The organism is Deinococcus betulae (assembly GCF_020166395.1).
GTDB lineage: Bacteria > Deinococcota > Deinococci > Deinococcales > Deinococcaceae > Deinococcus > Deinococcus betulae.
Genome location: NZ_JAIQXU010000007.1, coordinates 113,121 through 133,873, shown reverse-complemented (window position 1 = coordinate 133,873; position 20,753 = coordinate 113,121). Strand labels below are relative to the sequence as shown.

Below are 20,753 nucleotides of genomic sequence, written 5' to 3'. Positions count from 1 at the left end.
AGTGACCTTTTCCTCATCCCAGGACACCCCCCTGACGGTTGCGCTGGTATAACCAACTGGAGTCGCGATGAGACGCCACTATGACTGAAGGAATCGCCGGTTTTGCCTATGGTGTCATTGTCTTTTCTCTTCTGACGCTGCTGCTGTTTTACTGGATCGTCCTGACAGCGCGAAGCGAACGGGCCTCATGCTTGGCCTGGGCACTGTTTATCCCACTGTGTCCCATCTTCCTGATCCTCAGCAATCTGGTGGCCAGTCAGTTCTTTCAGTTCATCCCAAGCCTTCATGACGAGATCGCTGAGATCACTTGGTCTCTTGGCTTCAGAGATGCGAGCACTTCTTCAAGTGAGACGGACGGCCCGTTCCTTAGCGAGGGAAATCTTGGCCTGGCACTTGGGGCAATCCCAGGGGTACTGATTGCTTATTGGGGAGTGATTCAGCCCCTCACAGTTCGGAAATGGAATCGGAAGGCGCGCGCTCAAGAGGCGGCGGCCCAACCGTCGCGCGCGGCAAGCTTCAGATTGATCCAGGCAAACTTTGAGCGAGAACTCAAAGCACAGGACAGACACGACTAAAGGTGCGCCTCACAATTACCAACCGCCCCACCGTGGGCGGTTTTTCAATTCCTCTTGGAGGTGAAGCATGGAAGACTACCGAATCCGCGTGCTGTCCCCGGACGGCACCGAAAAACACGTCCGCGAGTTGGACCCGCCTATGGGCACGCCCCTGTACCTCGTGGGCGGCCCGCGCCGCATGGAAGTTGGGCCACTGGGGGACTGCCGGGAGGCGACCTTTGAAGGCGATCCGGCCACGCTCGGCATCGGCCCGCGTGACACGGTGCAGGTCCAGTACCGGCCTACCGGCAGCGGCACGTGGCTGAACAAGTACGCCGGCACAGCGGTCATCACGGGCAGCGCGCGCAGCGAGGTGGGCCGCTACAAGCTGCAGGGGCTGAAAATCCGGCGACTGACTGAAGTGGAAGCCCGCACCCTGCTGGCTGAGGCCGATCTGGGTGCCCAAGTGCGGCAGCTGTTCACCGACCTGATTGCCTCTGGCCAGCTGGGCAGCACGCTGCAGGCGCCTACCACCAGCACGATCCCGAACCTGAGCATCACGAGCGCGGCACTCCAGTCGAATTTCTGGAAGGTCAGCAAGCTGATCGAGGAGCGCCTGCGCGGCCGGTCACGCCAAACCCGCACCTACCTGAACCCAGACGGCAGCACGCAGGCCAAGGACGTGAATCCGGACTGGGGCGTGAACCCTGATCTGCGGCCCGTGTTCGGGTATCCGACTGGCACGCTGACCATTGACGAGGCCACTGAGGGTGTCGAGATTGACGGCCTCGATACCGACAGCACCCTGCTGGTCACGGATGTCCGAGTCACCTTCGCGCAGACCGTGCTGACGACGGGCGTGGAGAACTTTGCGAACGGTGCCGGCACCGTGCCCTACCGCGATGCCCGCGCGCCATTGACCCACGCGCTGAACGTGGCCCCTCACAGTTACGGCGAGGCCTGGCGCGGCTTGCCCCTGCCCGCTGACCCCGCCCTGTTTGAGCGCTTGGTGGCCAGTACCGTCGAGGTCTATGCCACGGGCTTCGTGCGGCAGGGGGCACCGAACCCACCGAACACCACGGTAGGCGTCAATGGGCCATCTGGTGCGCTCTGGGATGGGGATAGTGGCACCAGCCTGACCCTCACGCCCCCGCCGGACATCGTGGTGAGCTATTACAGTGTCCTGCTGACCTTCCCCGACACCGCGCCGCTCCCAGACGGCTGGGAAGTGAAGACGGAAGGGGGTACAGTCTCTGGCCTGCTGGTCAGCGCGACGGACGGCAACCTGGCGCCGAACAATGGCGCGCGGCTGGCCAGCGTGGCGAGCGAGGGCCCGCCGACAGCTGCAGGCCTGGCCCTGATGGGTGATACCTCGCAGGCCCGTCTAGCTGGCGCCTGGACCACGGGGGGCACCTACTTCAAGACCCGGACGGCCAGCTTCCTCGTGCGGCCGAACGACTCAGCTGACTCTGTGAAACTGAGCGCCGGTACGCTGATCCGGGCCAGTCCCACGCTGATGGCCGCTAGTGCTACGCCCCTGGCCCGCACACCCACCCTGAACCCGGTGGTCGCCCGCTTGCCCGGCTGGAACTACAGCCCGGCGGCGAAGGCGGTGCTGACCCTGCGTGACCCGCTGGGCGCGGTCTTGGAGACGAGAGAGCTGCCTATTGAACTGCTGGTCTACGACACCGCTGACGATGGTGAGCTGTACACGGAGGTCAAGTGTGGGCAGCGAGACGAGGCGGAGGCGCTGAGTTTCACGGCCGCTATCTCCACGCGCGATCAGGACGCCACGACAGACGCGGTACGCGCCAGCACCTAAGGAGATCTATGAACATCACCCGATTGCCGGCGATCCTGCCCTCCGCACACCCCAGCCAAGCCTTGCCCCCCGCCATGACGTCGGGGGGCGTGACGTATCCGCTCAGCGGCGGGGCGCTGACAGTCACGCGCGGCGCCATCACCACGCCGCTGAACGTCACGCTGCGGCAGACCGCGCGCGGCCGAACGTGGGCCAGTGGCAGCCGGACTGCCAAGCCGGTCACGGTGCAGCTGACCTTTCAGGTGGAAGCCAGTAGCGCAGAGACCGTGGCCGCCCTGGCGAACCAGTGGCACGCCCTGGCATTGCTGGCTACGGCTTACTGGGAAGGCATCAGCGCCCTGACCATCCTGGAACCGACCGAATCTCAGGAACCGTTTGGCGAGGGCCTCACCCGGACCTTTACCGTGACCTACCTGCTGGCTGGGCCGCTCTGGGCCGCAGAGGGACATGACCCGCATCCCGCGCCGCTGGCCGGAGATCTCAACCTGCCGCCCATCGGTACAGGCGGCGGCGCACCGCAGTGGGGGAGCCTATGGACATAAAAGCCACGCAACTGGACGCCCTACCCGGCACACCTGAACCCGGCACGATGTATTTCATTCGGCTGTCGGACGGCACAGCCGCGCTGCACGTCACGGGCCAGGACGGCACGCCCTACCGCGTCGTCGGCCCCGCGGACGGCGACACCCCACCCCCCACCGAGGTCACCCGCAGCGGCCCGGTGACCAACCGCCTGACTTTGACCGGCCCTGCCGACGTGGGTCAGCGCATCCGGCCCAGCGTCAACATCCCACTGACGGAAATCATCATTGAGAATGCCAGTAGATACGGTCGAGTCGCCATCGCTCTGCTCGCTCTGGACAGCACCTACCCCTCATACGGGGCCGCTGCGGTTACTGATGGCAACAATCTCCGAACCACGATGCCCGCTGGGGCGGTGCTCCTGGCCAATCATGATTACGACTTGCACGTTGGGGCTCTCGGGAACGGTCTCGACGGCACCACCTATGGGGGCTACCTGACCAGCATCCAGCTCAGCGCAGGCCACACCTGGACTGGACTGGCCGTGACCGGCGACGTTCGGCACTTTTCGGGGACGGCCCAGACCGTCACGGGCACGCCTCAGGCGCAGATTGCGGCCCAGTACGTCACGGGCGACATGAGCGGCACAGACCGTAGCGGCATCACGTTCCGCGCTCACGAGCCCGCCACGGTCACCTATGACCCGGAAACCCGCACCGTGACCAATGGGTTTGGTGCTCTCGATCTCGCCCTCGCGGGCCTGAGCGAACTGCCCTACACCGACATTGAGGAAGTGTCGGGCAGTGGCATGCTGTATCTCGGGAGCTTCCAAAGCGCCGAGGCCGCCGTTGTCGAGGCTCTGAGTCTCTACATCGGTTCAAGCGGCGGCACAGGGACCATCACCATCCGGGACGAGGGCGCGGCCCGTGGGGATGGCAGTGGTCAGGTGGTGGCTACTGGTTCTGCTGCGCTGGGTGCGTTGGGCTGGGCAGAATTTCTACTTCTCGCGCCCCTGGCCGTTCCCATGGGGACTGAACATCGTTTCGAGGTCTACTTCTCGCGCTCAGGCGGATCGGGCGCAGTGAACATCGGGCGAAATAACACGACTCAACCGAACAATGGCGTGGTCCTGACTCAATACACGCGGACCCATGACCGCCAGTTCCTCACGTCGTACACCGCCACCGACCTGAATCACTGCTATGCCATGCGGATCCGGTCAGATATCTCGGGCTTTTTGAGGGGCACACTGCCCTTGAGTCACGTAGACCTCGGCGCCGCAGATGCAGCGCCGGCCCACACCCTGGATGTGCTCGGTGACAGCATTGCGGCGGGCCAGTGGGATTTGGGCGCGAGTGGCGGCGCGGCGGCGGCGTTCACGGCGCGTTTGGCTGGCAGGTTGAACTGGCCCTGGGCAAACCACGGCGTCAGCGGCAGTACCGTGGCCGCTGGTAGTGCGGGGATCAGCCCGATGGTGAACCGCACCGCCGCCCTGCTGAGCATCCCAGCGGGGCATATTCTCCTGGCAGGCGGGACGAACGACTTTAACTCGGGTGTACCGCTGGGCACGTTGCTCAGCACCTCGACGGCCACGTTTTACGGGGCAGTCCGCGCGACCCTGACGGCCCTCCTCGACGGTGCACCAAACAGCGTGCTTTACGCTATGACCCCGATCTACCGGGCACCGACAAATGGCGCGATCAGCGAGGTGGGTGACACCAAAAACAGCGCTGGGCACACGCTGGAACAATACCGGCAGGCCATCCGGGATGTCGTTGCGCTTCTGCAACACGATGGCTATGCCGAGCGCCTCGTGCTGCTGGATGTGGGTCGTGATCTGACCCCCTGGTTCCGCGCATCGGCTGCGACCTACATGGATGCGGCCACGGGGTACCACCCCAACGCGGCGGGGCAGAGCCTGCTGGCGGACTACTGGCAAACACGTCTCGTCAACGCCACCGCCAACGTGGTGAGCCGAGAGAGCTACCCCCTCACGCAGCCGCAGGATGATGTGACCCTGGGGGGCACAGCGGCCTACACCAGTACGGGGCTGGCTCTGGATGGCGGGGGCCGGGCGTTTGTTGAGGCACCGGGGACGTTTGATGATGACGTGTTTACGTGCCGCATCGTTGCGAGAGCGACTGGCGGCGCAGGCACCTTCAGAACGCTCGTGGACAACCGCGAGGAGGGGGCGTCGAGTAGCACCCGCCGGGGCTGGAACATGTACGCGGGCAGCGGCGATGTCTGGGAGCTGTGGACCGCCAGTGACCCTGCAGGCGCTGAGGGTGGCTGGCTGCGGCGCCTCGGACCGACCATCACGCTGGGGCAGTGGGTGGTGTTGACCGTCATGGTGTCGGCCACACAGACCCGCCTGTACGTGAACGGCGTGGAAGTCATTGCAGAGGTCACTGGGTACAAACCGAGCAACACGCAGTTGCGCATCGGCAGCATTGATGCCCCGTCCGAGGTCCTTGGGTTCATTGGAGACGTGGCCTACATGGAGTATGAACCAGGGGTGGCCAACCCATCAGGTGAGTCGGGGCGCTATGTCGCACTCCAGGAGCTGATGGCGGCGCGCGGTATTTCGCTGTCCTGAGCAGTCGCAGATACCGTCTGCCTGACACCCTGATTTCATTCACCCTATCCCGCCCCCGGCCGCCAGCACGGGGGTGGTGCCCTGTCTGCTGGTACTGGAGGCCTATGCGGCTACATCTCACAGGAGCGCTATGAAAGACCCGCTGTGGCTGTTGACGGGCATCGTCGGTTTCGGCCTGCTCCTCGTCCTGGGGCGTTACGCCGTGACCGGACAACTCGACGAAAAGATTCTCACCGGGATGAGCACCATTCTGGGCGGCTTGATCGCTGCCCTGGCCTCCCGAGGCAAAAAGGACGGTGGTGATGATGATGGCCGTAACAGCCCTTGACCTTCTCGCGGCCCTGGCGCTCCTGGCGCTGGTCAGTGGCTTGAGCGGCACCACGTTTAACGCGGTGATGCTGCTGGTCCAGCTCATCGCGCCGAAGCCCCGCTGGATTGAGCGCGGCGCCATGCTGGTCATCTTTGCCCTGGGCTATCTCGGCATGCTGGCCCTCGACGTGCCCAGCATCCTCGTGGCCATTAAAGGGGGACAGAGTGAGGCCACACCAGAGAGCGTGTTGCGCACGGTCTTCATTGCGCTCTGGATGTGGACGCTGAACACCATCTTGCTGATGCTGGCCAAAGGGCAGCTGGGGCCACAAGTGCGGTGGCGCAAGTGAACTGGGGCGTGTTGGGGTTGGTCCTGGTGGCCATTGCCCTGGGGGTGGCCTGCGGGGCCTGCTGGCGTTTTCGGCGCCACCCCGTGACGCGCTGGACGCCCAGTCTGCTGGCCCTGGCCTACTACCTGGCTCTGTGGCTGTGGCCGCATGCGGCGATTCTGGCGGCGCGTGCCGGGCGCCAGTATCCGACGGGGGATCAGGTGCGGATGGTGCTGTTGGGGGTGGCCCTGCTGGTGGCGGTCATCGGGATGACGATTCGGCTGGTGCGGCTGCACCGCGAGAACACCACACTACGCGCTCAGGTGGCGCGACTGGAGAACGCATGATCACACCTGCCTTGATTCGCAGTCTGGGTTACGCCGGCATGCCCGCAAGCGTGGCCGAGACCTGGGCCGACGCCCTCGACGCCGCCTTCGCGCGGTTTGGGATTCGTACACCGTTGCAGCAGGCGCATATCCTGGCGCAGTTCATGCACGAGAGCGGCAGCCTGCGGTGGGTAAAAGAGATCTGGGGCCCGACGGCGCAGCAGCTGCGGTATGACCCGGCCAGTGGCACCCAGCTCTCACGCGAACTCGGCAACACCCAGGTTGGCGACGGCAAACGCTACATGGGACGGGGCCCGATCCAGCTGACCGGGCGGGGGAACTACCGGGCGGCTGGTGCCGAGCTTGGCCTGCCCCTGGAAGCGCAGCCGGAACTGGTGGAGCGGCCGGACATTGGGGCACTGGTGGCTGCGCGGTACTTCGCCCGCCGAACGCTCAAGGGCCGCACGCTGCTGGAGATTGCGAATGATGGGCCGGATGATCAGACGGTTTTCGCCATCAGCCGGGGCGTGAATGGCCTGAACAAGGACGGGGTGCCGAATCACCTAGCCGAGCGAGAGGCCAAGTTCAGGACCGCTTGGGCAGCACTTGGCACCCGCCCGCAAGTGTTGCTGGTGCCGAAGGGGGGCGGGGACCCTGAGCCTTGGGACGGGAAGCCGGCGGTCTACGGCGGAACCGCCCTCTCGGAGGGGCTAATCGAGCAGCTACGCACGGTGTACCCGCGTGGCAGTGGGCCGCACACCTATGAGGGCGTGCGCCTGTGGCACCGGCAGAACGGGGAGATCGTGCTGGAACGGCTCAAGAGCTAGGCCCGCCGCGCTCCTGAGCGCCTGACAATTCGCCCCATTCACCGGCCCTTGCCTCCGTGCAGGGGCCGCGCCCATTGGAGGGCACCATGTTCAACCTGAAGCAGCTGGAACTTCAGATGAAGCTCCTTGCTCTGCGCGCCATTCCAGAGATCGAGCGGCGCGCCGCCGAGGCTTGGCAGCAGCACGGCAGCAAGGTCACAGATAAAGAGAATCAGGCCCTGGCCTACATCGTGGGCGCCTATGCCACGGCGACGGCCGGCGTGCCCGGTCTGAATGCCACCAAGTTCGACGATGAGATCGTGCGAGACCATGCGCGCAAGGCGTTGCGCTGGGCCTGGGGGCAGATTGGCGACATCGTGAGCGACGTAGCCAGGGAACCGGTCACCGACGACACCTCACTGCTGAAGGGCGGCGTGCAGTGAAGTGCCTGCTGCTGGGCCTGACCGTGGCGCTGGCGGCCTGTGCGCCATCCTTGACGGGACCCGCCGCCGCTGACCCAGGGGCGGCCAAGCTGAGCCTGACCCAGGGCGACGGATTCAAGATTGTGCGCTTTGAGGCGGGCACGCTGGCCACCACTGCTACGACGCTGACCCTCTCCGGCGTAAACCTGGCCGTGAACGACCCGAGCTGCCGGGCTGTGAAAGCGCAGCTGGTGTGCGATGTCGGGCCACTGCCCGCCGGGCGAGCCTACGTGCTGCCGGTGCGTGGCGCGTTGGTGGTCGAGGCGGACTATGCGCGGCCGGGCGGCGCGGTCTTCGAGCTGGCCGCAGACGGCCCTTAACCCTATCGGACGACTTGCGCCGTTTTCCCCCTGCTTGCGCCTCTGGGCGTGGGCGGGGGGCCTTTTTTCGTTGACGAAAATCAATAGGATGATCAACCAATTGTTGAATCTGTCCCCACATTCCGGCCAGCGCTTCAGTTGACCAAAGCGGATAAACACTCTCGCAGGCGAGAAAAATACTCGCTTCCTCCGGAGTGGCTATACGCCATTTCATGAGGATGAAGGCTAGATTTCCAACAAATTAGTGATCAATTTGTTGGACGCGTCATGTAGTGTGAGACTACATCTGCACTCGTCGTCCATACCCTAGACCAGTAGAGAGGCGGCGAGGCCTACGGGTTAAAAGGCAGATGTAGGGAGACACCATGACCTTGACAGCAGTCCGACCAATTCAGGACGGCATTCTGCGCGCAGGTCCCTTTTGGCAGCGCTTTGAGGATCTGCGCGTAGGCGCAGCCCAGCAGCTCAGTCAACTGAGCAAAGGCGTTGTTGGGACGCTCGTCCTGAAGCGTCAGCAGTATCGAATTCTACGAGAAGACGATTTCCAGGAGTTGCAAGGCTTAGCCGCTGACGTCCACCGAGTCAGTGACGGAGTTGAGCTCCTCATCCGCGCAGCTATCGTTTGGAAAGAAAACGATACAGAGAACACTCGCGAGTTGTTGGCGATTGCCATTGAGCAGATGGCGAGTTCACCAGCACTCCCCCGACGCAAAGCGCCTGAAGCTATTCGTCTTGACCGTGTGCCACATGACCAATTCAGTGAAGACGAAGACGACTCTTTCGATTTTTCCAAATAATTGACGCCTTTTGGGGTTCCCATGACGCAAGCAGTGAAGCCGACTCTCGAAGACCTCTTACGCGATCTCCACCCTCTCGCTCATTCCCGGGAGGCGGTGGAAAAGCTTCAGGCCTTCGCGTCCGCACACAGGAAGACAGCCTCTGTCCAAGAGGTCATGATCGCAGAGGGGGCCCTGATCAAGCCCCCCATCATGCACGATCATTGCTGCGCCACGGGAGTCTGCAAGCTGGAAGAACCTTTTGTCGTTCTGCAGGGCGACATTGTTCACACTGAGGCGGCATACTTCATGGGAGTTCGATTCGATGGTTCCGGGGCACTTTATGCCGTCGGGACGTCAACGTGCGACTTGGTTCCTGGGCGACGCGAATACGCTGTCATCTACCCCATTACGCCGGTACGAAAACCAACTACGGAAGAGGAACGAAAGCAGATTAGCCACATGCTTAACAGCGTGCTGAAATTCACCTCTTCCATGTACATGTTCTTACCGCGCTTCGATGATCAGGACCCCGCATTGGTGCTGGGCAACCTCGTAGATCTCACCAGGCCCCACCAAATCGAGAGCAATGCGCTCCTCTTGGCCCACCGTAGATACTCCCTCACAGAGGTGGGGTGGAGAATCTTTTCTACGTTGGTGCGCCATATCACTTCTCGGGAAGCTGAAGACGAAGTCAGCATTCGCAACCTGCCTGAGGCTGAACCAGCTGCTGAAGAGTCTGCTGTCTAACCCCAGCACGTGAGCCTGAGACATTGCTCAAGTCGTGAATCGCCCCCCGGACCACTCTGGGGGGCGATTCACGACTTATCCACAGGCGGGAGGGAGGGCTGTGGATAATCACTCCCTGAGGGCAGCCAGGGCTGCACCTCGTAGGGCGGCGCGCTCCACGTCCAGCCCTTCGTGGCGCCCTCCAGCTGGGCCAGCTTCAGGTTCACCCGGCCGACGTTCAGGACCTGGCACTTGCCCCAGCGCTGGTGGGCCACCACGTCGCCCTTCTTGTAGCTGGTCAGCGGCGCGAAGGGGGCGGGCGCCAGGTCGGCCAAGCGCCCTTCCTCGAACGCGATGCGCAGCGTCAGGTGCTCGTGCCAGCGCGTGGCCCAGTTGCGGCCCGCCTCGCTCAGCCCCTCGCGCGCCAGGGTGCGGTCCTGCTGCCGCCGCCGCTTCTCCAGTTCGGCAATCCGGCGGCGCACCACATCGGGGTCTGACTGCTGCCGGGCCCGCCGCTCGGTGCCCTGGGCGCGGTCCTTCCAGTACTCCGCTTTCCGGCCCTCCTCCACGGCGGCGCGCATGTTCTGGTCGCTGCGCTCAAGGGCCCGCAGGTGCCGCTTGGCTGAGTGATGGCCGTATTTCACGGGCTCACCCATCGGTGGCAGGCCCTGCATCGCCGCCGCCACCCGTTCGTTCGAACGACCCACGGCGGCGGCGGCGTATCCGGCAAATCGGAGCACGCGGGCCTGCGGGTCATCGGGGTCTGCCTCGTGTGTGATCTCCGCGACGTGCCGCAGCAGGTGGTCCTCGCGGTCGGGCGTCCACACGGCCACGAAGGCCGCGCTGCCGCCCCACCAGCTGAAGCCCGCCTTCCGCGCCTCGGCATAGTCCACCGGCCCCAGACGCTCAGCAGGCGTCCAGTACAGGCGGTCGTTATCGAGGTTGTAGCAGGCGGTCCCGTTGGTGACCGGCGAGGTCACCGATCCACCGCCACGGCGCGCAGAAGCACCTCAGCCTCGCGGTCAATGGTCACGTCCACCCCGTGGCCCATCACGGTCTGAAGCTGCACGGCCTCCCCCACCTGCCCGGCGGCGTCCTCGTGCACGTACAGGTTCAGGACCTCGCCGCCGGCCGTGATCACCGCCACCTGCTCCGGCGCCGCCCAGGTGGCGGGCGCGCGCAGCGTCACGTTCTCCAGCACCTCGGCGTCAGCCAGACTCGCGGCCGCCACCTCGCGGCGGAACACGACCATCAGGCCGGCCGCGTCGAGTTTGGCCAGCACGTCGTCAGCGTCGGGGCCGAGCTTGTCCACGGCCAGTGCGCGCGCCCGGTAGTAGCTGGCCTTCATGCGGCCACCAGGGCCACGGCCGCCATATCGGGGAAGGCGTCGGTGAAGAAGCCCAGCACGGTCGCGGCTTCCTGCGCGGTCAGGCCGGCGAAGCTGTGGACGGGGCGCTCCAGCGCAGCGCTCGCCAGCTCGTAATGCTCCGCGTTGCGCAGGCCGGCGCGGCCCATGCGGCGGTGCAGGTTGGCGGCCTGGGGCTTGCCGATGGGGGCAGGCTCCAGCACCTCGTCGAGCTTGGTCACCAGGGCGCCGCGCAGGATGTTCAAGGCGTCGCGGACAGCGGCGGCGGCGCCGTTGATGGTGGCCTCGATGACGCCGGCCACGCGGGTCAGGGTGACCACGAACGTCTGGTGGCCGGTCACAACGCTGCATTCGCGGTAGGTCACAACAGCCTCCCAGGTGCGGGTCAAGGCGCGGGGTTTGGTGGTGGTATCTTGCATTTTAGTCCTCTTGACTTGGGGGATTTCAGGGGAGGGCGCGTCTTTCTTAGCGGGGAGTCGGCGCCCTTCTCTGATGGCTAAATAGTAGCCCCTGAGCTACCTATTGTCAATAGCCACACGGCTAACATATGATGCATGCATGACCTGGCCAGAACTTGAAACTATTCTCAGAGGCCATGCTGCGCAGCAGCCGCGAGGGTTCGCCGCGCAGCTAGCCCGCAAGCTGGAAATCAAACCGCCAACCGTGGCTCAGGTGCTTGCTGGCGACAAACGCATTCCCCCTGAATGGCTGGGGCCAATGCTTGAACTGATGGGGCTGGAGCTTGTGGTACAGCGCAAATTCTGAGCCTGTGTGAATTTCGTCAGCAGGACCGTGGCACGCTCGGCGCATGTCAGTCTCAGGACGAACACTCTCCCTTCGTTTTCTTGCCTTCCTGACCGTTGGGGCCACGCTCGCAGCTACGGCTGACGCCGTGACTCGGGTCAGCGGGTATACCCGGAGTGACGGCACATACGTGCGTCCTTACATCCGGGGCGGAGGCAGCGGTGGTTACAGCACCTACACGCCAGTGTCTCTGACGTTTGGCAGCTGCGCCGAGGCCCGCAGTTCTGGCTTCTCGAACATTCCACGCGGCAGCGCCAGCTACAGTTCCGGCCTTGACCGTGATGGCGACGGCATTGCCTGTGAGGCCGGCGAGGGCGGATCATCCACATCGTCAGCCGGTGGCGTGTCGTTCAGCACCAGTACCATGCCTAGAAACTCGGCCGGCGGCCCACCGCGCCCCGCTCAGGCAGTGGCTGGCGTGGCGTACTTCGCAGCGCGTGACCTGAAGACCAGTGGAGCTGTTCTGACGGCAGACGGGAAGAAGTACACCCTGCAATTCAGCGGCCATGCGGCGCAGTTGGAGTTGGGGAACACGGCCGTGCGTGTTGACCAGCAGACTGCCACCCTCAATGCCGCGCCCATCCTGCACGCCGGCAAACTTTACGTGCCCGTGCGCCTTGTTGAGAAATTGGGCTGCGCCATTACTGAAGTAGGCGCCAACTTCTTCGGAGCAGAATGTAAAAACTACGTTGTCATCGGTTCAGACGACATTCTGGTCTGGTGAAGCCGAAACCCTAATACCGAGTGGCCGTCTTCCCCTGGTAAACAGGCTGGCTTAGCTGCCTGGGGGTGTGATGTACCCCAATCACACCCCAGTACACTTCGGCCGCCTCAGAATTTTTCAGAACGTCTTAGGAAATTGGCGCCATGCAGGACATCAAAAAACCTGAAAAGGCAGGATTAAGCAGGAGATCCCAGGAACACGCAGAAAGCGGCAGAAATGGCGTCCAGGCGCATCTTTTAATCAGCGGGTTGTAGGTTCAAGTCCTACACGTCCCACCAAGAATAAAACCCCGCGCTAGGCGGGGTTTTTGCATTTGCGGCTGACCGTCTGACGTGCTCTCCCTAGGGCCATTTGCAAACGCCTTACAAACTGGCCCCGCCGCCTACGCTCTCCCCCTTTCCTTCACCGCTCGAGCTTCATGGGCCGCGCTGGGTGTGTCCTGGGCGGGCTCGACCTCGGCGGCACGCGACTTCATCCGCTTCGCTTTCACCGTCACCCGCTTTACCTCGCGCGAGGCTGGGGGCACTGGGTCAAACGTGAGGCCCTCGCGCTCAACGTCATACACATGGCGGTACACGTCACGGGTGACGCTCGCGCTGCTGTGCCCCAGTTGCGAGCTGAGCACCTCGACAGGCACCCCCCGCGCGGCCATGAGTGAAGCGTAGGAATGCCGGAGCTTGTGCGGTGAGAGGGCCGTGACCCCAGCAGCCGCGCACAGTTTCCCCATAGGCCGCCTGAGGTTGTCTGGGTGCCAGGGCGTGCCCGCCCGCGAGGTGAACACGTAAGGGGTGACGGTGTAGGACCGCCCACTGTCTCTGAGCCGTGCCCCGCGCTCGCGTTCCTGCTGGGCCTCAGAATCTCTGAGCACCTGCACGGCGCTGCCGGTCACGGTCACGGTACGGGTGCCCGCGTGTGTTTTCGGCGTGTCCTCATAGACTTTCCCGCCCACCGCGCTACGGGTGCGCCCCACCTTCACCACCGCTGAGCCGTCCGGTCTGAACGTCACGTCAGCCCAGGTCAGCGCAAGGGCCTCACCTGGGCGCAGTCCAGTTGCCAGCATGAACGCGAGCGGCCAGCCCCACCGGTCAGTGCGGGCCGCTTCATAGAACTTCACCGCCTCATCTGGCGTGAACGCCTCAGGTCGAGCGGGGCCCCGCGTGCTCATGCGCTCAGGGCGTCCCCTCACCGTGGGGTCAGCCATGACCCGCCCCTCACGCATCCCCCAGCGGTACGCGGCCCTTATCAAGGCATGAATCTTGCCCCGTGTGCGCTCGCCGTTGGACGCGAGCCCTGCGTAAAAATCCTTGAGCCGCTGAGCGTTCACGCCCTGGGCCTTAAGCGGCCCCAGGCTGGGCGCGATGTAGTGGCGCAGTGAATAGTGATAATCCTTCACGCTGCGCCCCTTGATCGCCCCTGACCGCTCGCGAGCGTCTATGTATTCCGTGATGAGTTGCTCGACGGTGAGCACTTCACGGGGGGGCAGATCGCCGTATTCCTTGAACTTCCGGGCCTCACGCACCTCGGCGCGGGCTGCTGTGAGGTTCTTAGCGGTGCCGCTGAAATGCCGCCGCTCACCCGCGTCCGTTGTCACCATGACCCGCCAGCGCACGCGCCCATCTGGTAACGCGGTAAAGCTACCCTCACCCTGCCCCCGCTTTGCCCGCTTGCCCCCGTTCTCTGTCATGCCTCACCGTACCCCAGCCCCGCAGGGACGCCTCCAGCACAGCGCCCAGGTAGGGCCGCGCTGGGGGGGGTAGGCGTAGGCAAGTAGGTTTCGGGGGTTTCCGGGGGTATAGATATATAAATAATAACAGTTGTCTAGATTCTATAACTATTTACCGTCTAGCACGGCATCCCCAGGTGCCCACCTAGCGCGGCCCAGAGCGCATAAGTTTATAGGTGCCAAAAAAACCCCCGAAACCTCGCTGCTACTCCATCACTGCATCAGCACGGCAAAAAACAGTAGAGGTTATGGAAAACCGGAAACCCAAACGCCTACCCCGGAAACCCCCCGTGCTACTCCTACTCGCTCAGGGTGAACCGGGAGACAGACGCAGGGCCGCAAGGCGAAAAAATCGAAATTGAGCCCAGGTAGGGCCGCGTTTGAAACGCCACCCCGGCCCAGGTCATAAAGACAAATGACGACACTTCAACGGCCCACAGGTGCTCAACCATTGTCATATGGCGACGGTTGCCGCCCCAGCTGCGCCCAGCGCGAGAAAACACACCCCAGCGCGGCCCCTAGAACCTGACAAAACCTGACACCAAAAAACCCCTGTCGCCGAGGGTGGGGTACTAGGTCATGCACAGTACAAGGCTGGGTGAGGGCACTAGGGGCATACCCGCCGCCCGGCTGCCTGCCCTTTCTGTCCTCAGCTGCCCTGTCACCAGGGCGTCACCGCTGGGCCGTCATCCTGGCCGCATGCCCCGTCTGATCCCTCTCATTCTCACTGGCTGCTTCATGCTTGCCACAGCCGGCGCCAGTTCCCCTCTTGCCGCCCTCAAAGAGCAGCAGCTCTGTACCGGCGAAGGAGTGACGGTTTCTACCTCACTGCCGGTCTCTAATCTTTTTCTGCAGGGCGCGTCAGAGACCACCTGGGGCGTGGCTGACCGGCACCGCGACGCGCTTAATCTCTTCAATACGGCCTGCGCGGTAAGGACCCATCTGGTCATCAACGTGAGGAGGCGAGGCAAAGGGCTCGCGTACACCGTGCAGCTTCAGTTGCGCAAGCAGCAAGACGTGATCTGGTCAGCCAGCACGAGCGGCATGGTCAGAAGTATGGGTGATCTGGAGGGGCAACTCTCCGAACTGGTTGAGCTTGGCTTCCAGCAGCTCGTGACGGCCTGGCAGGCTTCGCATTAACCAAGTCAGCCCACACCGCTGACCTCGCTAAGCTGAGGACATGTCTGAGCTGGACCATTACTGTTACCTCTGGGACGGTACCGCGCCGGAGTGGGTGATTGCGCATTCAGAGCGGAAATATCATTTCCCCTTCAGCCTGAGGACTGGTCAGGGGTTAGGCATCCTAGACGGTGACCCTGATCTCATGGATAACATCATTCAGCACATGCGGGAAGCGGGGCGCCCTGTGCTGGATTACCAGGACTGGAGTGTCTACAGCAGCACTGCACCAGATCTCCTCCGGTCTATCGAAACCATTTCGAAGCAGGTCTGGAGGATTCAAACACACAGCACACGTGAACTTGGGGCGCGGGCCGTTGAGCTCACGGCACCGTTGACGGCTGTGCGGGCGCAACTTGAGGTGCCACACGATGAAGAAGCCCTCTTGCAGGCCGCCCGCACCGTGTGGGCTGTCCGGCAGACCTTATTAGCATTCATGCGCGCCCACCGCCTCTAAGAGACGCCTCTACGAGCCGGCCTGCTTGAGGAAGATGATTAAGAGGCCGAGATCCACCCAGAGCAGCAAGGTGCTCAGGCGTGTCACCCAAGGATTTGGGCGAGGAAAAGAGCGTTGACGGCGGCGCTTTCTGGGCACAGGGGCGCCACTGTAGCACTGCACAGTTCACACCTGATGAATGCCAGCGCCTTCCTCTTCACCAGGGCTGGCTTGTGCCGCGTCACGCGAGTTCAGCACTCCGAGCGAACGGCGAGCCTCCCACGTCTTGAGAGCTGAGACCACCAGAAAAGCCGGCGTGGTCATGAGCCCCCAGGCCCACCATTTGGCCGGCGCCACCGGCTGCCACCCGCCCACTTGATACGGGTAGACCCACGCCCCCAGCGCCGTTGCCAGATTCTCCGCCAGGTACACGAAGCCGCCGATCAATACGAAGGCCAGCAGCAGCGGCATTCGGTGGGCTTCGCCCGCCACAGTGAACGTGACGGCCGCTCGCCGGTACGCCAGCACCAGGGCGAGACTCACCCCCAGCCGGACCGCCACACTGGGCGCCAGGAAGAAATGCAGGTATGTGGCGGCGATCAGGGCAGCTTGAACGCGCAGTGGTGGCACACCTTCCACTTGAAGCTGACAGCGGCGCCAGGCCTGGGCCACGTAACTGCCCACACTGGCGTACATGAACCCGGCGTACAGAGGGACGTCCAGTACCTTGCTCCAGGCCTCTTCCGGGTAGGCCCAGCCGCCCCGCGCCACTTTGAAAGCTTCGAGAAAGAAACCCAGCAGGTGAAACAGCAGAATGACGCCGGCTTCCCGCATGGTCTCGAAGCGAATGGTCACCAAGATCAGCTGCACCAAGAGGCAGCCGAGCAGCAGGAAATCGTACCGGGGCACCCCCCACTGGGCCAGAGGCAGCGTGCGGGACAGCAGGAGCAAGGCGACCACGGCGAAGGCAAAGGTGCAGGCGGCGACTTGGCTCAGCGTGAAGTGCCAGAGCGTGCGCCAGAGGGGGCGAGGCATGCGCGCAGCCTGTCCCGTCTCTGGCCGGGCGTCGTCAGGCAAAGGACGGAGTTGGCTCACAGGTGTCGCCTTTCGCTTGGAGAGCTCAGCCGGCGGCTAAGGCTGCGTCCCAGGCTCTGTTCCCAAACGCCGTTCAGCCGCATGGTCATAGGCCGTAAGCGCCGCTTCCCACGCCTGTTCTCCGTGACTGAAGAGCAAGCTGGTGAGGAAGGTCAGCTCCGCGCTGAGCCCTGTCGCTGTATGAACTTCCCCCGCGCTCTTGGCCCCCTCACGTACCATGGCGCGGAGGATACGGGCCTGAACATCGGTCAGTGGCGGCAGCGGTGCTGTGGACATGGCTGCATCATCGCTGCTCTATGGATCGGCGCGGAGGCAGAACGGTGCCTGAAGATCGGGGAATGTATTGGCGAGCGTGGGCGGAATGGCGGCAGATGGCGGTGAATGGCGGTAAAGAAGGCCCCCATCTCTGGGGGCCATGTCATGTAGGAGCGTCTTACTTCTTGGCTTTGCGGCCAGGCTTCTTGGCGCCACCACTCCGGCTCTTGCCGAGTGCCTGACCCTTACTATAACTGGCTTCAATCTTGGCGCGCGTTGCGGCGGCCAGTTCTTTAAAGTCCACTAGGCCCGCTTCAATGTTCTCCAGCGTCGCCTTGGGTTTGCTGCCCCGGCGACCCGTGTTCAGGCCCTGATTGGTTTCGTCAAACCAAGCGTCAAACTCGGGCGTGTGATCAAAGACCATATCGCGCACGGTCTTGCTGTATGTCTCGTCACTGCCTCGGCGGCTGAATTGCTTGGGCAGTTCAAAGCGGCTCGGCAGATCAGCGGCGTCAATCTTACCTTCACGCACCGCGTCACGGAACTGCTTGATAAAGGCGTCGCTGCGCTGCGCGTTGGTCAGCTTCTCGATCTGTTCACTCAATTTGATGTACGGCATGCGTGAAAGCCTACATCGTTTTGAAGCAGTTGCACAGCACAAGGGGTGATTCTGAATGTCTTTATTGAGTGCACTCCCATTTGAGGAGAAACAATCTCCCAAACGAAATAGCCCCCTTGGCGGGGGCTTTAGAAGCTTATTTAGGGAGTTCAACGTGTGGATAATGCTCAATGTACTGCTCGCCGTTGACGCCTATATAAGTGCAGGTACGGCCTTTCAGATCCACTTGATACCGCACGATCCCGGCTTGCCAGCTACCGGCCATAAATTCCGGGAACGTCGTTTCGCCGGCCTGATCCGCCCGGAGTGTAGCCACCAAGGCAGCCTCTTGGAAGGGCGGCACCACGGCTTTGCCTTGGGCGAGTGGTGGCCCCTGTTCTAGCACCGACCCTTCCACTGTGACGTAGAGCATGGAGAAAGCAGGGACATCACAGTCCACTCGCTGCACGCCGATCTGGCGTAGACATTCCGCAAGGTAGGGGAAGCCGCCGACCTTAGGGCGGATGGTAGCGGCACGCTGCTGAGCGGCTTCGAGACGGTCAAGCATGGACATAGGCACCTCATAGAGGAAAAGAGGCATGACATCCCGGCAACGTCATGCAAAGATATAAACATCATGCCGAAACAGCAACATGTTGTCAAATCAGAGTGGGCGGGCCCAGATGTGATGGATGCCCTCATGGCTGACCTCTACGAAGCCGCCGGTGCGGCCCGGCGAGTGGGGGAACTGATCGCTGGCACTGAGCACCAAACACAAGTGCGCTGGCAAACGATGTACACGATTGCGGCCCAGCGCCTGACGGTGCCGCAGGTGGCCCGCCGGATGGGCGTCAGCCGCCAGAACGTCCAGCGGGTGGTGGGGGACCTGGAACGGGACGGGCTCGTGCGTTTTGAGGCCAACCCAGACCACCGCACGTCACCCTTGCTGGTGTTAACCGAAGAGGGCCAGCCGATCTTGGACCGTCTGAATACGGCGGCGGCGCAGGCGCATCAGGTGCAACTCGAATGGTTGCCGGAAGCCGAAGTCGAGGCCACCCGACAAGCACTCCGGCAATTAACGGCCACTCTCCAGCGCTATGAAGCACTCAAGGGAACTGCCTGAGCGAACTGCTGTCGGAAGAACTGACAGGGCAGCGTCGAGTGGCAATGTTGACGCTCCTACGTATGGCCTGTCCTGTAGCAAATGGCGTTCTATACGCCATAAAAATCAGCCTCCGGCCAGGGCTGGGGCGCCAGGGTTAAACCATTTAACCAGTGAAATTCAGCCGTGTACGGCTAAGAGTTCGCTTTTTTTGATTCACCCTTCTCTGGCTCCACCGTTAAGTGCAGATCAAGTGCTTCAAGGATGGCGGCCCACACGGGTGGTGCGCTGCCACTGTCTTTACCGCCGTTGAGAGCACGAGTTATAGCCTGCGGCGTCTTCCCCGTGGCCCGGGCTAGGTCGGCGCGGCTCAGCCCCTTCTCTCTCAGGCGGGCATCCACTTTCGCTCGTATCTCTTCGTTCATTCCACAAACTTAACACTTACAGATGATTAGCGGCTACTGTTGACCTAGTAGTCTGTAACTGGTAACATTGATTCAGCAGAAAGAGACGCTTCTTCCGCCAAGATTCCGCGTCCCTGACTGACTCCACCCCCTATAGAGAGGAGCACTATGCACACTACCACTCCTGCCCTCACACGTACCTGGGCCACCGAGACCCACTGCCGCGCTCACGGCGAAGACTGGGGCACCGTGCAGGCCACCGTCACGCTGACCCGCACGCCCGCCGGTATCGAGGCCACCGTGAACGGCCAGCCCGCAGACCTGGCAGACGCCCTGCGCATTCTGCGCGGCGCCGACACCGTGACCGTCACGGCCCAAACCCTGGCCCCAGCGCCCCTGGGCAAACCCCGCGCGGCCAAGCTGCACCGCCTCATGGCCTGCGCCGGCGTGCCCAGTGGTCAGCACTGCGGCTTTGCGGAAACCGCGTTAGAGCGCCCCGTGTCCAGCCTGGCCGCGCTCACAGAGCGGGAAGCTCGGCAGGTCTGGGGCTACCTGCGCGCCACCTTCCCTAGCCTGGCGGCCTGAACCCTCAGGGGTGTGAATCCGGCTCACACCCCCACGTCCCGAAGGACACCCCACTCCATGACGCGCCTGTGTCTGGCCCTGTACCTGAGCTGTGTCTTCGCCGTTCACGCCGTCCCACCCATTCACCTTCACCCTCTAGCTGCCCTGTTCACCGGCGGCCCTGTCCTGGCCTCTGCCCTTCGCCACCTGACCCCCAAAGGAAGCGACCATGCCCCACCCAGCGACCACCGAAGGCCCTCGCCCCATCCCTGCCCCCTGGAGCACTTGCGAAGACTGCGGCGCAGCCCCCGGCCTGCCCCTGTCGCCCATCGAAGGGGCACCGGAGCTGATCCTGTGCCCTGCCTGCTTCACCTGGCGAGCACAGGCCCGAGCCGCTGAGCAGCACTTGGCTGCCCTGGCCGCGCCCCTCATCGGCGCGTGGGCTGCCCACTGGGCCCGCGCGGGTGTGCCGTTCGAGGACCTGGCCGCCATCGTGAACACTCTGACCGGCGCTGATCTGGCCGACGAGTACGGCGACGCCTACCGCGCCCGAACCCTGCGTGCCCTGCGCTGGACTTACCGCGCGCCCCACGAGCTGGCGCCGCCCGTGCCCGCCCTGCGCACCGAGGTGGCCGCCGCGGATCTGCCCACGCTGGCCGAATGGCGCCCCGCCGAGCCGGCGCGCAACGTGCGCCGCCCCTACTTCGTGAGCCGAGATGGTCAGGCCCGAACCCTGCACGCGGCCACCGATACTCTGGCTATTGTGCACCCGGACGGCGCGCGCACCCTGTTGCTGACTGGATACCGGGGGCAGACCACAGGCGCGCTGGGGGGACCGGCGGGCTATCACGTCCCTGCCAAGCTGTGGCCCCAAGTGCAGGCCGCGCTGGTGGGGACTGGAGAAACGCCGTGAGCGCACCTAAAGCTTCAAC

27 protein-coding genes are annotated in these 20,753 nt (G+C 63.5%); 19 read left to right on the top strand and 8 right to left on the bottom strand.

Going from position 1 to position 20,753, the window contains the following annotated elements; translation table 11 throughout:
- Positions 1-80: 80 nt before the first annotated feature.
- From K7W42_RS07745 to K7W42_RS07690, 12 genes are all read left to right on the top strand, one after another.
- Positions 81-575, top strand: coding sequence for a hypothetical protein (locus tag K7W42_RS07745; protein ID WP_224573630.1), 495 nt, complete (start codon positions 81-83; stop codon positions 573-575).
- A gap of 67 nt (positions 576-642) precedes the next feature.
- Positions 643-2,376 (top strand): hypothetical protein, encoded by a 1,734-nt coding sequence (locus K7W42_RS07740; protein WP_224573628.1) that lies wholly within the window; start codon positions 643-645, stop codon positions 2,374-2,376.
- Between the two features lie 8 nt (positions 2,377-2,384).
- Positions 2,385-2,918: a hypothetical protein gene (locus tag K7W42_RS07735; RefSeq protein ID WP_224573627.1), complete on the top strand. Its 534-nt coding sequence runs from the start codon at positions 2,385-2,387 to the stop codon at positions 2,916-2,918.
- Positions 2,909-5,494 carry an SGNH/GDSL hydrolase family protein gene (locus tag K7W42_RS07730; protein WP_224573626.1) on the top strand — a complete coding sequence of 862 codons (2,586 nt, stop codon included), beginning with the start codon at positions 2,909-2,911 and terminating at the stop codon, positions 5,492-5,494. Before K7W42_RS07735 ends, K7W42_RS07730 begins: the two co-directional genes overlap by 10 nt.
- 130 nt (positions 5,495-5,624) lie before the next feature.
- Entirely contained in the window at positions 5,625-5,822 is a 198-nt protein-coding gene (locus K7W42_RS07725) for a hypothetical protein (protein ID WP_224573625.1), read from the top strand.
- Complete coding sequence (locus K7W42_RS07720) at positions 5,797-6,153, top strand: hypothetical protein (protein ID WP_224573624.1); 357 nt, start codon at positions 5,797-5,799, stop codon at positions 6,151-6,153. The genes K7W42_RS07725 and K7W42_RS07720 overlap by 26 nt, the downstream gene beginning before the upstream one ends.
- Entirely contained in the window at positions 6,150-6,479 is a 330-nt protein-coding gene (locus K7W42_RS07715; protein ID WP_224573623.1) for a hypothetical protein, read from the top strand. The genes K7W42_RS07720 and K7W42_RS07715 overlap by 4 nt, the downstream gene beginning before the upstream one ends.
- On the top strand, positions 6,476-7,285 hold the full coding sequence (locus K7W42_RS07710; RefSeq protein WP_224573622.1) for a glycoside hydrolase family 19 protein: 810 nt from the start codon (positions 6,476-6,478) through the stop codon (positions 7,283-7,285). Before K7W42_RS07715 ends, K7W42_RS07710 begins: the two co-directional genes overlap by 4 nt.
- A gap of 86 nt (positions 7,286-7,371) precedes the next feature.
- The gene (locus K7W42_RS07705; RefSeq protein ID WP_224573621.1) at positions 7,372-7,707 is read left to right on the top strand and encodes a hypothetical protein; all 336 of its coding nucleotides are present in this window, start codon (positions 7,372-7,374) and stop codon (positions 7,705-7,707) included.
- Entirely contained in the window at positions 7,704-8,066 is a 363-nt protein-coding gene (locus tag K7W42_RS07700) for a hypothetical protein (RefSeq protein ID WP_224573620.1), read from the top strand. The genes K7W42_RS07705 and K7W42_RS07700 overlap by 4 nt, the downstream gene beginning before the upstream one ends.
- 365 nt (positions 8,067-8,431) lie before the next feature.
- On the top strand, positions 8,432-8,863 hold the full coding sequence (locus tag K7W42_RS07695) for a hypothetical protein (protein WP_224573619.1): 432 nt from the start codon (positions 8,432-8,434) through the stop codon (positions 8,861-8,863).
- 21 nt (positions 8,864-8,884) lie between these two features.
- A complete protein-coding gene (locus K7W42_RS07690) occupies positions 8,885-9,592 on the top strand; it encodes a hypothetical protein (protein WP_224573617.1) in 708 nt (235 codons plus the stop codon).
- A gap of 68 nt (positions 9,593-9,660) precedes the next feature.
- Here the strand turns inward: K7W42_RS07690 and K7W42_RS07685 are convergent, their stop codons facing one another.
- Genes K7W42_RS07685 through K7W42_RS07675 form a run of 3 tightly spaced genes read right to left on the bottom strand, consistent with a single transcriptional unit; the run spans position 9,661 to position 11,356 of the window.
- The gene (locus K7W42_RS07685) at positions 9,661-10,551 is read right to left on the bottom strand and encodes a DUF3560 domain-containing protein (RefSeq protein ID WP_224573615.1); all 891 of its coding nucleotides are present in this window, start codon (positions 10,549-10,551) and stop codon (positions 9,661-9,663) included.
- The gene (locus K7W42_RS07680) at positions 10,548-10,919 is read right to left on the bottom strand and encodes a hypothetical protein (protein WP_224573614.1); all 372 of its coding nucleotides are present in this window, start codon (positions 10,917-10,919) and stop codon (positions 10,548-10,550) included. The genes K7W42_RS07685 and K7W42_RS07680 overlap by 4 nt, the downstream gene beginning before the upstream one ends.
- Positions 10,916-11,356, bottom strand: a complete 441-nt coding sequence (locus tag K7W42_RS07675; RefSeq protein WP_224573613.1) for a hypothetical protein — start codon at positions 11,354-11,356, stop codon at positions 10,916-10,918. The genes K7W42_RS07680 and K7W42_RS07675 overlap by 4 nt, the downstream gene beginning before the upstream one ends.
- 139 nt (positions 11,357-11,495) lie before the next feature.
- Between K7W42_RS07675 and K7W42_RS07670 the strand changes: the two genes are divergently transcribed.
- Both K7W42_RS07670 and K7W42_RS07665 read left to right on the top strand, forming a co-directional pair.
- Complete coding sequence (locus K7W42_RS07670; RefSeq protein ID WP_224573612.1) at positions 11,496-11,702, top strand: helix-turn-helix domain-containing protein; 207 nt, start codon at positions 11,496-11,498, stop codon at positions 11,700-11,702.
- 127 nt (positions 11,703-11,829) lie between these two features.
- The gene (locus K7W42_RS07665; protein WP_224573611.1) at positions 11,830-12,465 is read left to right on the top strand and encodes an excalibur calcium-binding domain-containing protein; all 636 of its coding nucleotides are present in this window, start codon (positions 11,830-11,832) and stop codon (positions 12,463-12,465) included.
- Positions 12,466-12,847: 382 nt separating this feature from the next.
- Here the strand turns inward: K7W42_RS07665 and K7W42_RS07660 are convergent, their stop codons facing one another.
- Positions 12,848-14,149 (bottom strand): tyrosine-type recombinase/integrase, encoded by a 1,302-nt coding sequence (locus K7W42_RS07660; RefSeq protein ID WP_224573610.1) that lies wholly within the window; start codon positions 14,147-14,149, stop codon positions 12,848-12,850.
- Positions 14,150-14,887: 738 nt separating this feature from the next.
- On the opposite strand from K7W42_RS07660, the gene K7W42_RS07655 reads away from it, so the two are divergent.
- Positions 14,888-15,328 carry a hypothetical protein gene (locus tag K7W42_RS07655; RefSeq protein WP_224573609.1) on the top strand — a complete coding sequence of 147 codons (441 nt, stop codon included), beginning with the start codon at positions 14,888-14,890 and terminating at the stop codon, positions 15,326-15,328.
- Positions 15,329-15,512: 184 nt separating this feature from the next.
- A complete protein-coding gene (locus K7W42_RS07650; protein WP_224573608.1) occupies positions 15,513-15,824 on the top strand; it encodes a hypothetical protein in 312 nt (103 codons plus the stop codon).
- A gap of 165 nt (positions 15,825-15,989) precedes the next feature.
- Here K7W42_RS07650 and K7W42_RS07645 read toward each other — a convergent pair whose 3' ends face one another.
- The 3 genes from K7W42_RS07645 to K7W42_RS07635 form a co-directional block, all read right to left on the bottom strand.
- A complete protein-coding gene (locus tag K7W42_RS07645) occupies positions 15,990-16,838 on the bottom strand; it encodes a DUF817 family protein (RefSeq protein ID WP_224573607.1) in 849 nt (282 codons plus the stop codon).
- Between the two features lie 493 nt (positions 16,839-17,331).
- A complete protein-coding gene (locus K7W42_RS07640) occupies positions 17,332-17,772 on the bottom strand; it encodes a hypothetical protein (RefSeq protein WP_224573606.1) in 441 nt (146 codons plus the stop codon).
- 136 nt (positions 17,773-17,908) lie between these two features.
- Entirely contained in the window at positions 17,909-18,325 is a 417-nt protein-coding gene (locus tag K7W42_RS07635; RefSeq protein ID WP_224573604.1) for a DUF1398 domain-containing protein, read from the bottom strand.
- A 126-nt stretch (positions 18,326-18,451) separates the two neighbouring features.
- Here K7W42_RS07635 and K7W42_RS07630 point away from each other — a divergent pair, with 126 nt between their 5' ends.
- The gene (locus K7W42_RS07630; protein WP_224573603.1) at positions 18,452-18,874 is read left to right on the top strand and encodes a MarR family winged helix-turn-helix transcriptional regulator; all 423 of its coding nucleotides are present in this window, start codon (positions 18,452-18,454) and stop codon (positions 18,872-18,874) included.
- A 173-nt stretch (positions 18,875-19,047) separates the two neighbouring features.
- On the opposite strand, the gene K7W42_RS23240 is transcribed toward K7W42_RS07630, so the two are convergent.
- Complete coding sequence (locus K7W42_RS23240) at positions 19,048-19,278, bottom strand: helix-turn-helix domain-containing protein (RefSeq protein ID WP_224573600.1); 231 nt, start codon at positions 19,276-19,278, stop codon at positions 19,048-19,050.
- 147 nt (positions 19,279-19,425) lie between these two features.
- On the opposite strand from K7W42_RS23240, the gene K7W42_RS07620 reads away from it, so the two are divergent.
- Both K7W42_RS07620 and K7W42_RS07615 read left to right on the top strand, forming a co-directional pair.
- A complete protein-coding gene (locus K7W42_RS07620) occupies positions 19,426-19,842 on the top strand; it encodes a hypothetical protein (RefSeq protein ID WP_224573598.1) in 417 nt (138 codons plus the stop codon).
- Positions 19,843-20,050: 208 nt separating this feature from the next.
- Positions 20,051-20,734 carry a hypothetical protein gene (locus K7W42_RS07615; RefSeq protein WP_224573596.1) on the top strand — a complete coding sequence of 228 codons (684 nt, stop codon included), beginning with the start codon at positions 20,051-20,053 and terminating at the stop codon, positions 20,732-20,734.
- Positions 20,735-20,753 lie beyond the last annotated feature (19 nt).

What these genes read in the sequence shown, in the direction of transcription:
- K7W42_RS07745 (WP_224573630.1), top strand. Translation starts at nt 81, where the DNA reads ATGACTGAAGGAATCGCCGGTTTTGCCTATGGTGTCATTGTCTTTTCT.
- K7W42_RS07740 (WP_224573628.1), top strand. Translation starts at nt 643, where the DNA reads ATGGAAGACTACCGAATCCGCGTGCTGTCCCCGGACGGCACCGAAAAA.
- K7W42_RS07735 (WP_224573627.1), top strand. Translation starts at nt 2,385, where the DNA reads ATGAACATCACCCGATTGCCGGCGATCCTGCCCTCCGCACACCCCAGC.
- K7W42_RS07730 (WP_224573626.1), top strand. Translation starts at nt 2,909, where the DNA reads ATGGACATAAAAGCCACGCAACTGGACGCCCTACCCGGCACACCTGAA.
- K7W42_RS07725 (WP_224573625.1), top strand. Translation starts at nt 5,625, where the DNA reads ATGAAAGACCCGCTGTGGCTGTTGACGGGCATCGTCGGTTTCGGCCTG.
- K7W42_RS07720 (WP_224573624.1), top strand. Translation starts at nt 5,797, where the DNA reads ATGATGATGGCCGTAACAGCCCTTGACCTTCTCGCGGCCCTGGCGCTC.
- K7W42_RS07710 (WP_224573622.1), top strand. Translation starts at nt 6,476, where the DNA reads ATGATCACACCTGCCTTGATTCGCAGTCTGGGTTACGCCGGCATGCCC.
- K7W42_RS07705 (WP_224573621.1), top strand. Translation starts at nt 7,372, where the DNA reads ATGTTCAACCTGAAGCAGCTGGAACTTCAGATGAAGCTCCTTGCTCTG.
- K7W42_RS07695 (WP_224573619.1), top strand. Translation starts at nt 8,432, where the DNA reads ATGACCTTGACAGCAGTCCGACCAATTCAGGACGGCATTCTGCGCGCA.
- K7W42_RS07690 (WP_224573617.1), top strand. Translation starts at nt 8,885, where the DNA reads ATGACGCAAGCAGTGAAGCCGACTCTCGAAGACCTCTTACGCGATCTC.
- K7W42_RS07680 (WP_224573614.1), bottom strand. Translation starts at nt 10,919, where the DNA reads ATGAAGGCCAGCTACTACCGGGCGCGCGCACTGGCCGTGGACAAGCTC.
- K7W42_RS07675 (WP_224573613.1), bottom strand. Translation starts at nt 11,356, where the DNA reads ATGCAAGATACCACCACCAAACCCCGCGCCTTGACCCGCACCTGGGAG.
- K7W42_RS07670 (WP_224573612.1), top strand. Translation starts at nt 11,496, where the DNA reads ATGACCTGGCCAGAACTTGAAACTATTCTCAGAGGCCATGCTGCGCAG.
- K7W42_RS07660 (WP_224573610.1), bottom strand. Translation starts at nt 14,149, where the DNA reads ATGACAGAGAACGGGGGCAAGCGGGCAAAGCGGGGGCAGGGTGAGGGT.
- K7W42_RS07655 (WP_224573609.1), top strand. Translation starts at nt 14,888, where the DNA reads ATGCCCCGTCTGATCCCTCTCATTCTCACTGGCTGCTTCATGCTTGCC.
- K7W42_RS07650 (WP_224573608.1), top strand. Translation starts at nt 15,513, where the DNA reads ATGGATAACATCATTCAGCACATGCGGGAAGCGGGGCGCCCTGTGCTG.
- K7W42_RS07645 (WP_224573607.1), bottom strand. Translation starts at nt 16,838, where the DNA reads ATGCCTCGCCCCCTCTGGCGCACGCTCTGGCACTTCACGCTGAGCCAA.
- K7W42_RS07640 (WP_224573606.1), bottom strand. Translation starts at nt 17,772, where the DNA reads ATGCCGTACATCAAATTGAGTGAACAGATCGAGAAGCTGACCAACGCG.
- K7W42_RS07635 (WP_224573604.1), bottom strand. Translation starts at nt 18,325, where the DNA reads ATGTCCATGCTTGACCGTCTCGAAGCCGCTCAGCAGCGTGCCGCTACC.
- K7W42_RS07630 (WP_224573603.1), top strand. Translation starts at nt 18,452, where the DNA reads ATGGCTGACCTCTACGAAGCCGCCGGTGCGGCCCGGCGAGTGGGGGAA.
- K7W42_RS23240 (WP_224573600.1), bottom strand. Translation starts at nt 19,278, where the DNA reads ATGAACGAAGAGATACGAGCGAAAGTGGATGCCCGCCTGAGAGAGAAG.
- K7W42_RS07620 (WP_224573598.1), top strand. Translation starts at nt 19,426, where the DNA reads ATGCACACTACCACTCCTGCCCTCACACGTACCTGGGCCACCGAGACC.
- K7W42_RS07615 (WP_224573596.1), top strand. Translation starts at nt 20,051, where the DNA reads ATGCCCCACCCAGCGACCACCGAAGGCCCTCGCCCCATCCCTGCCCCC.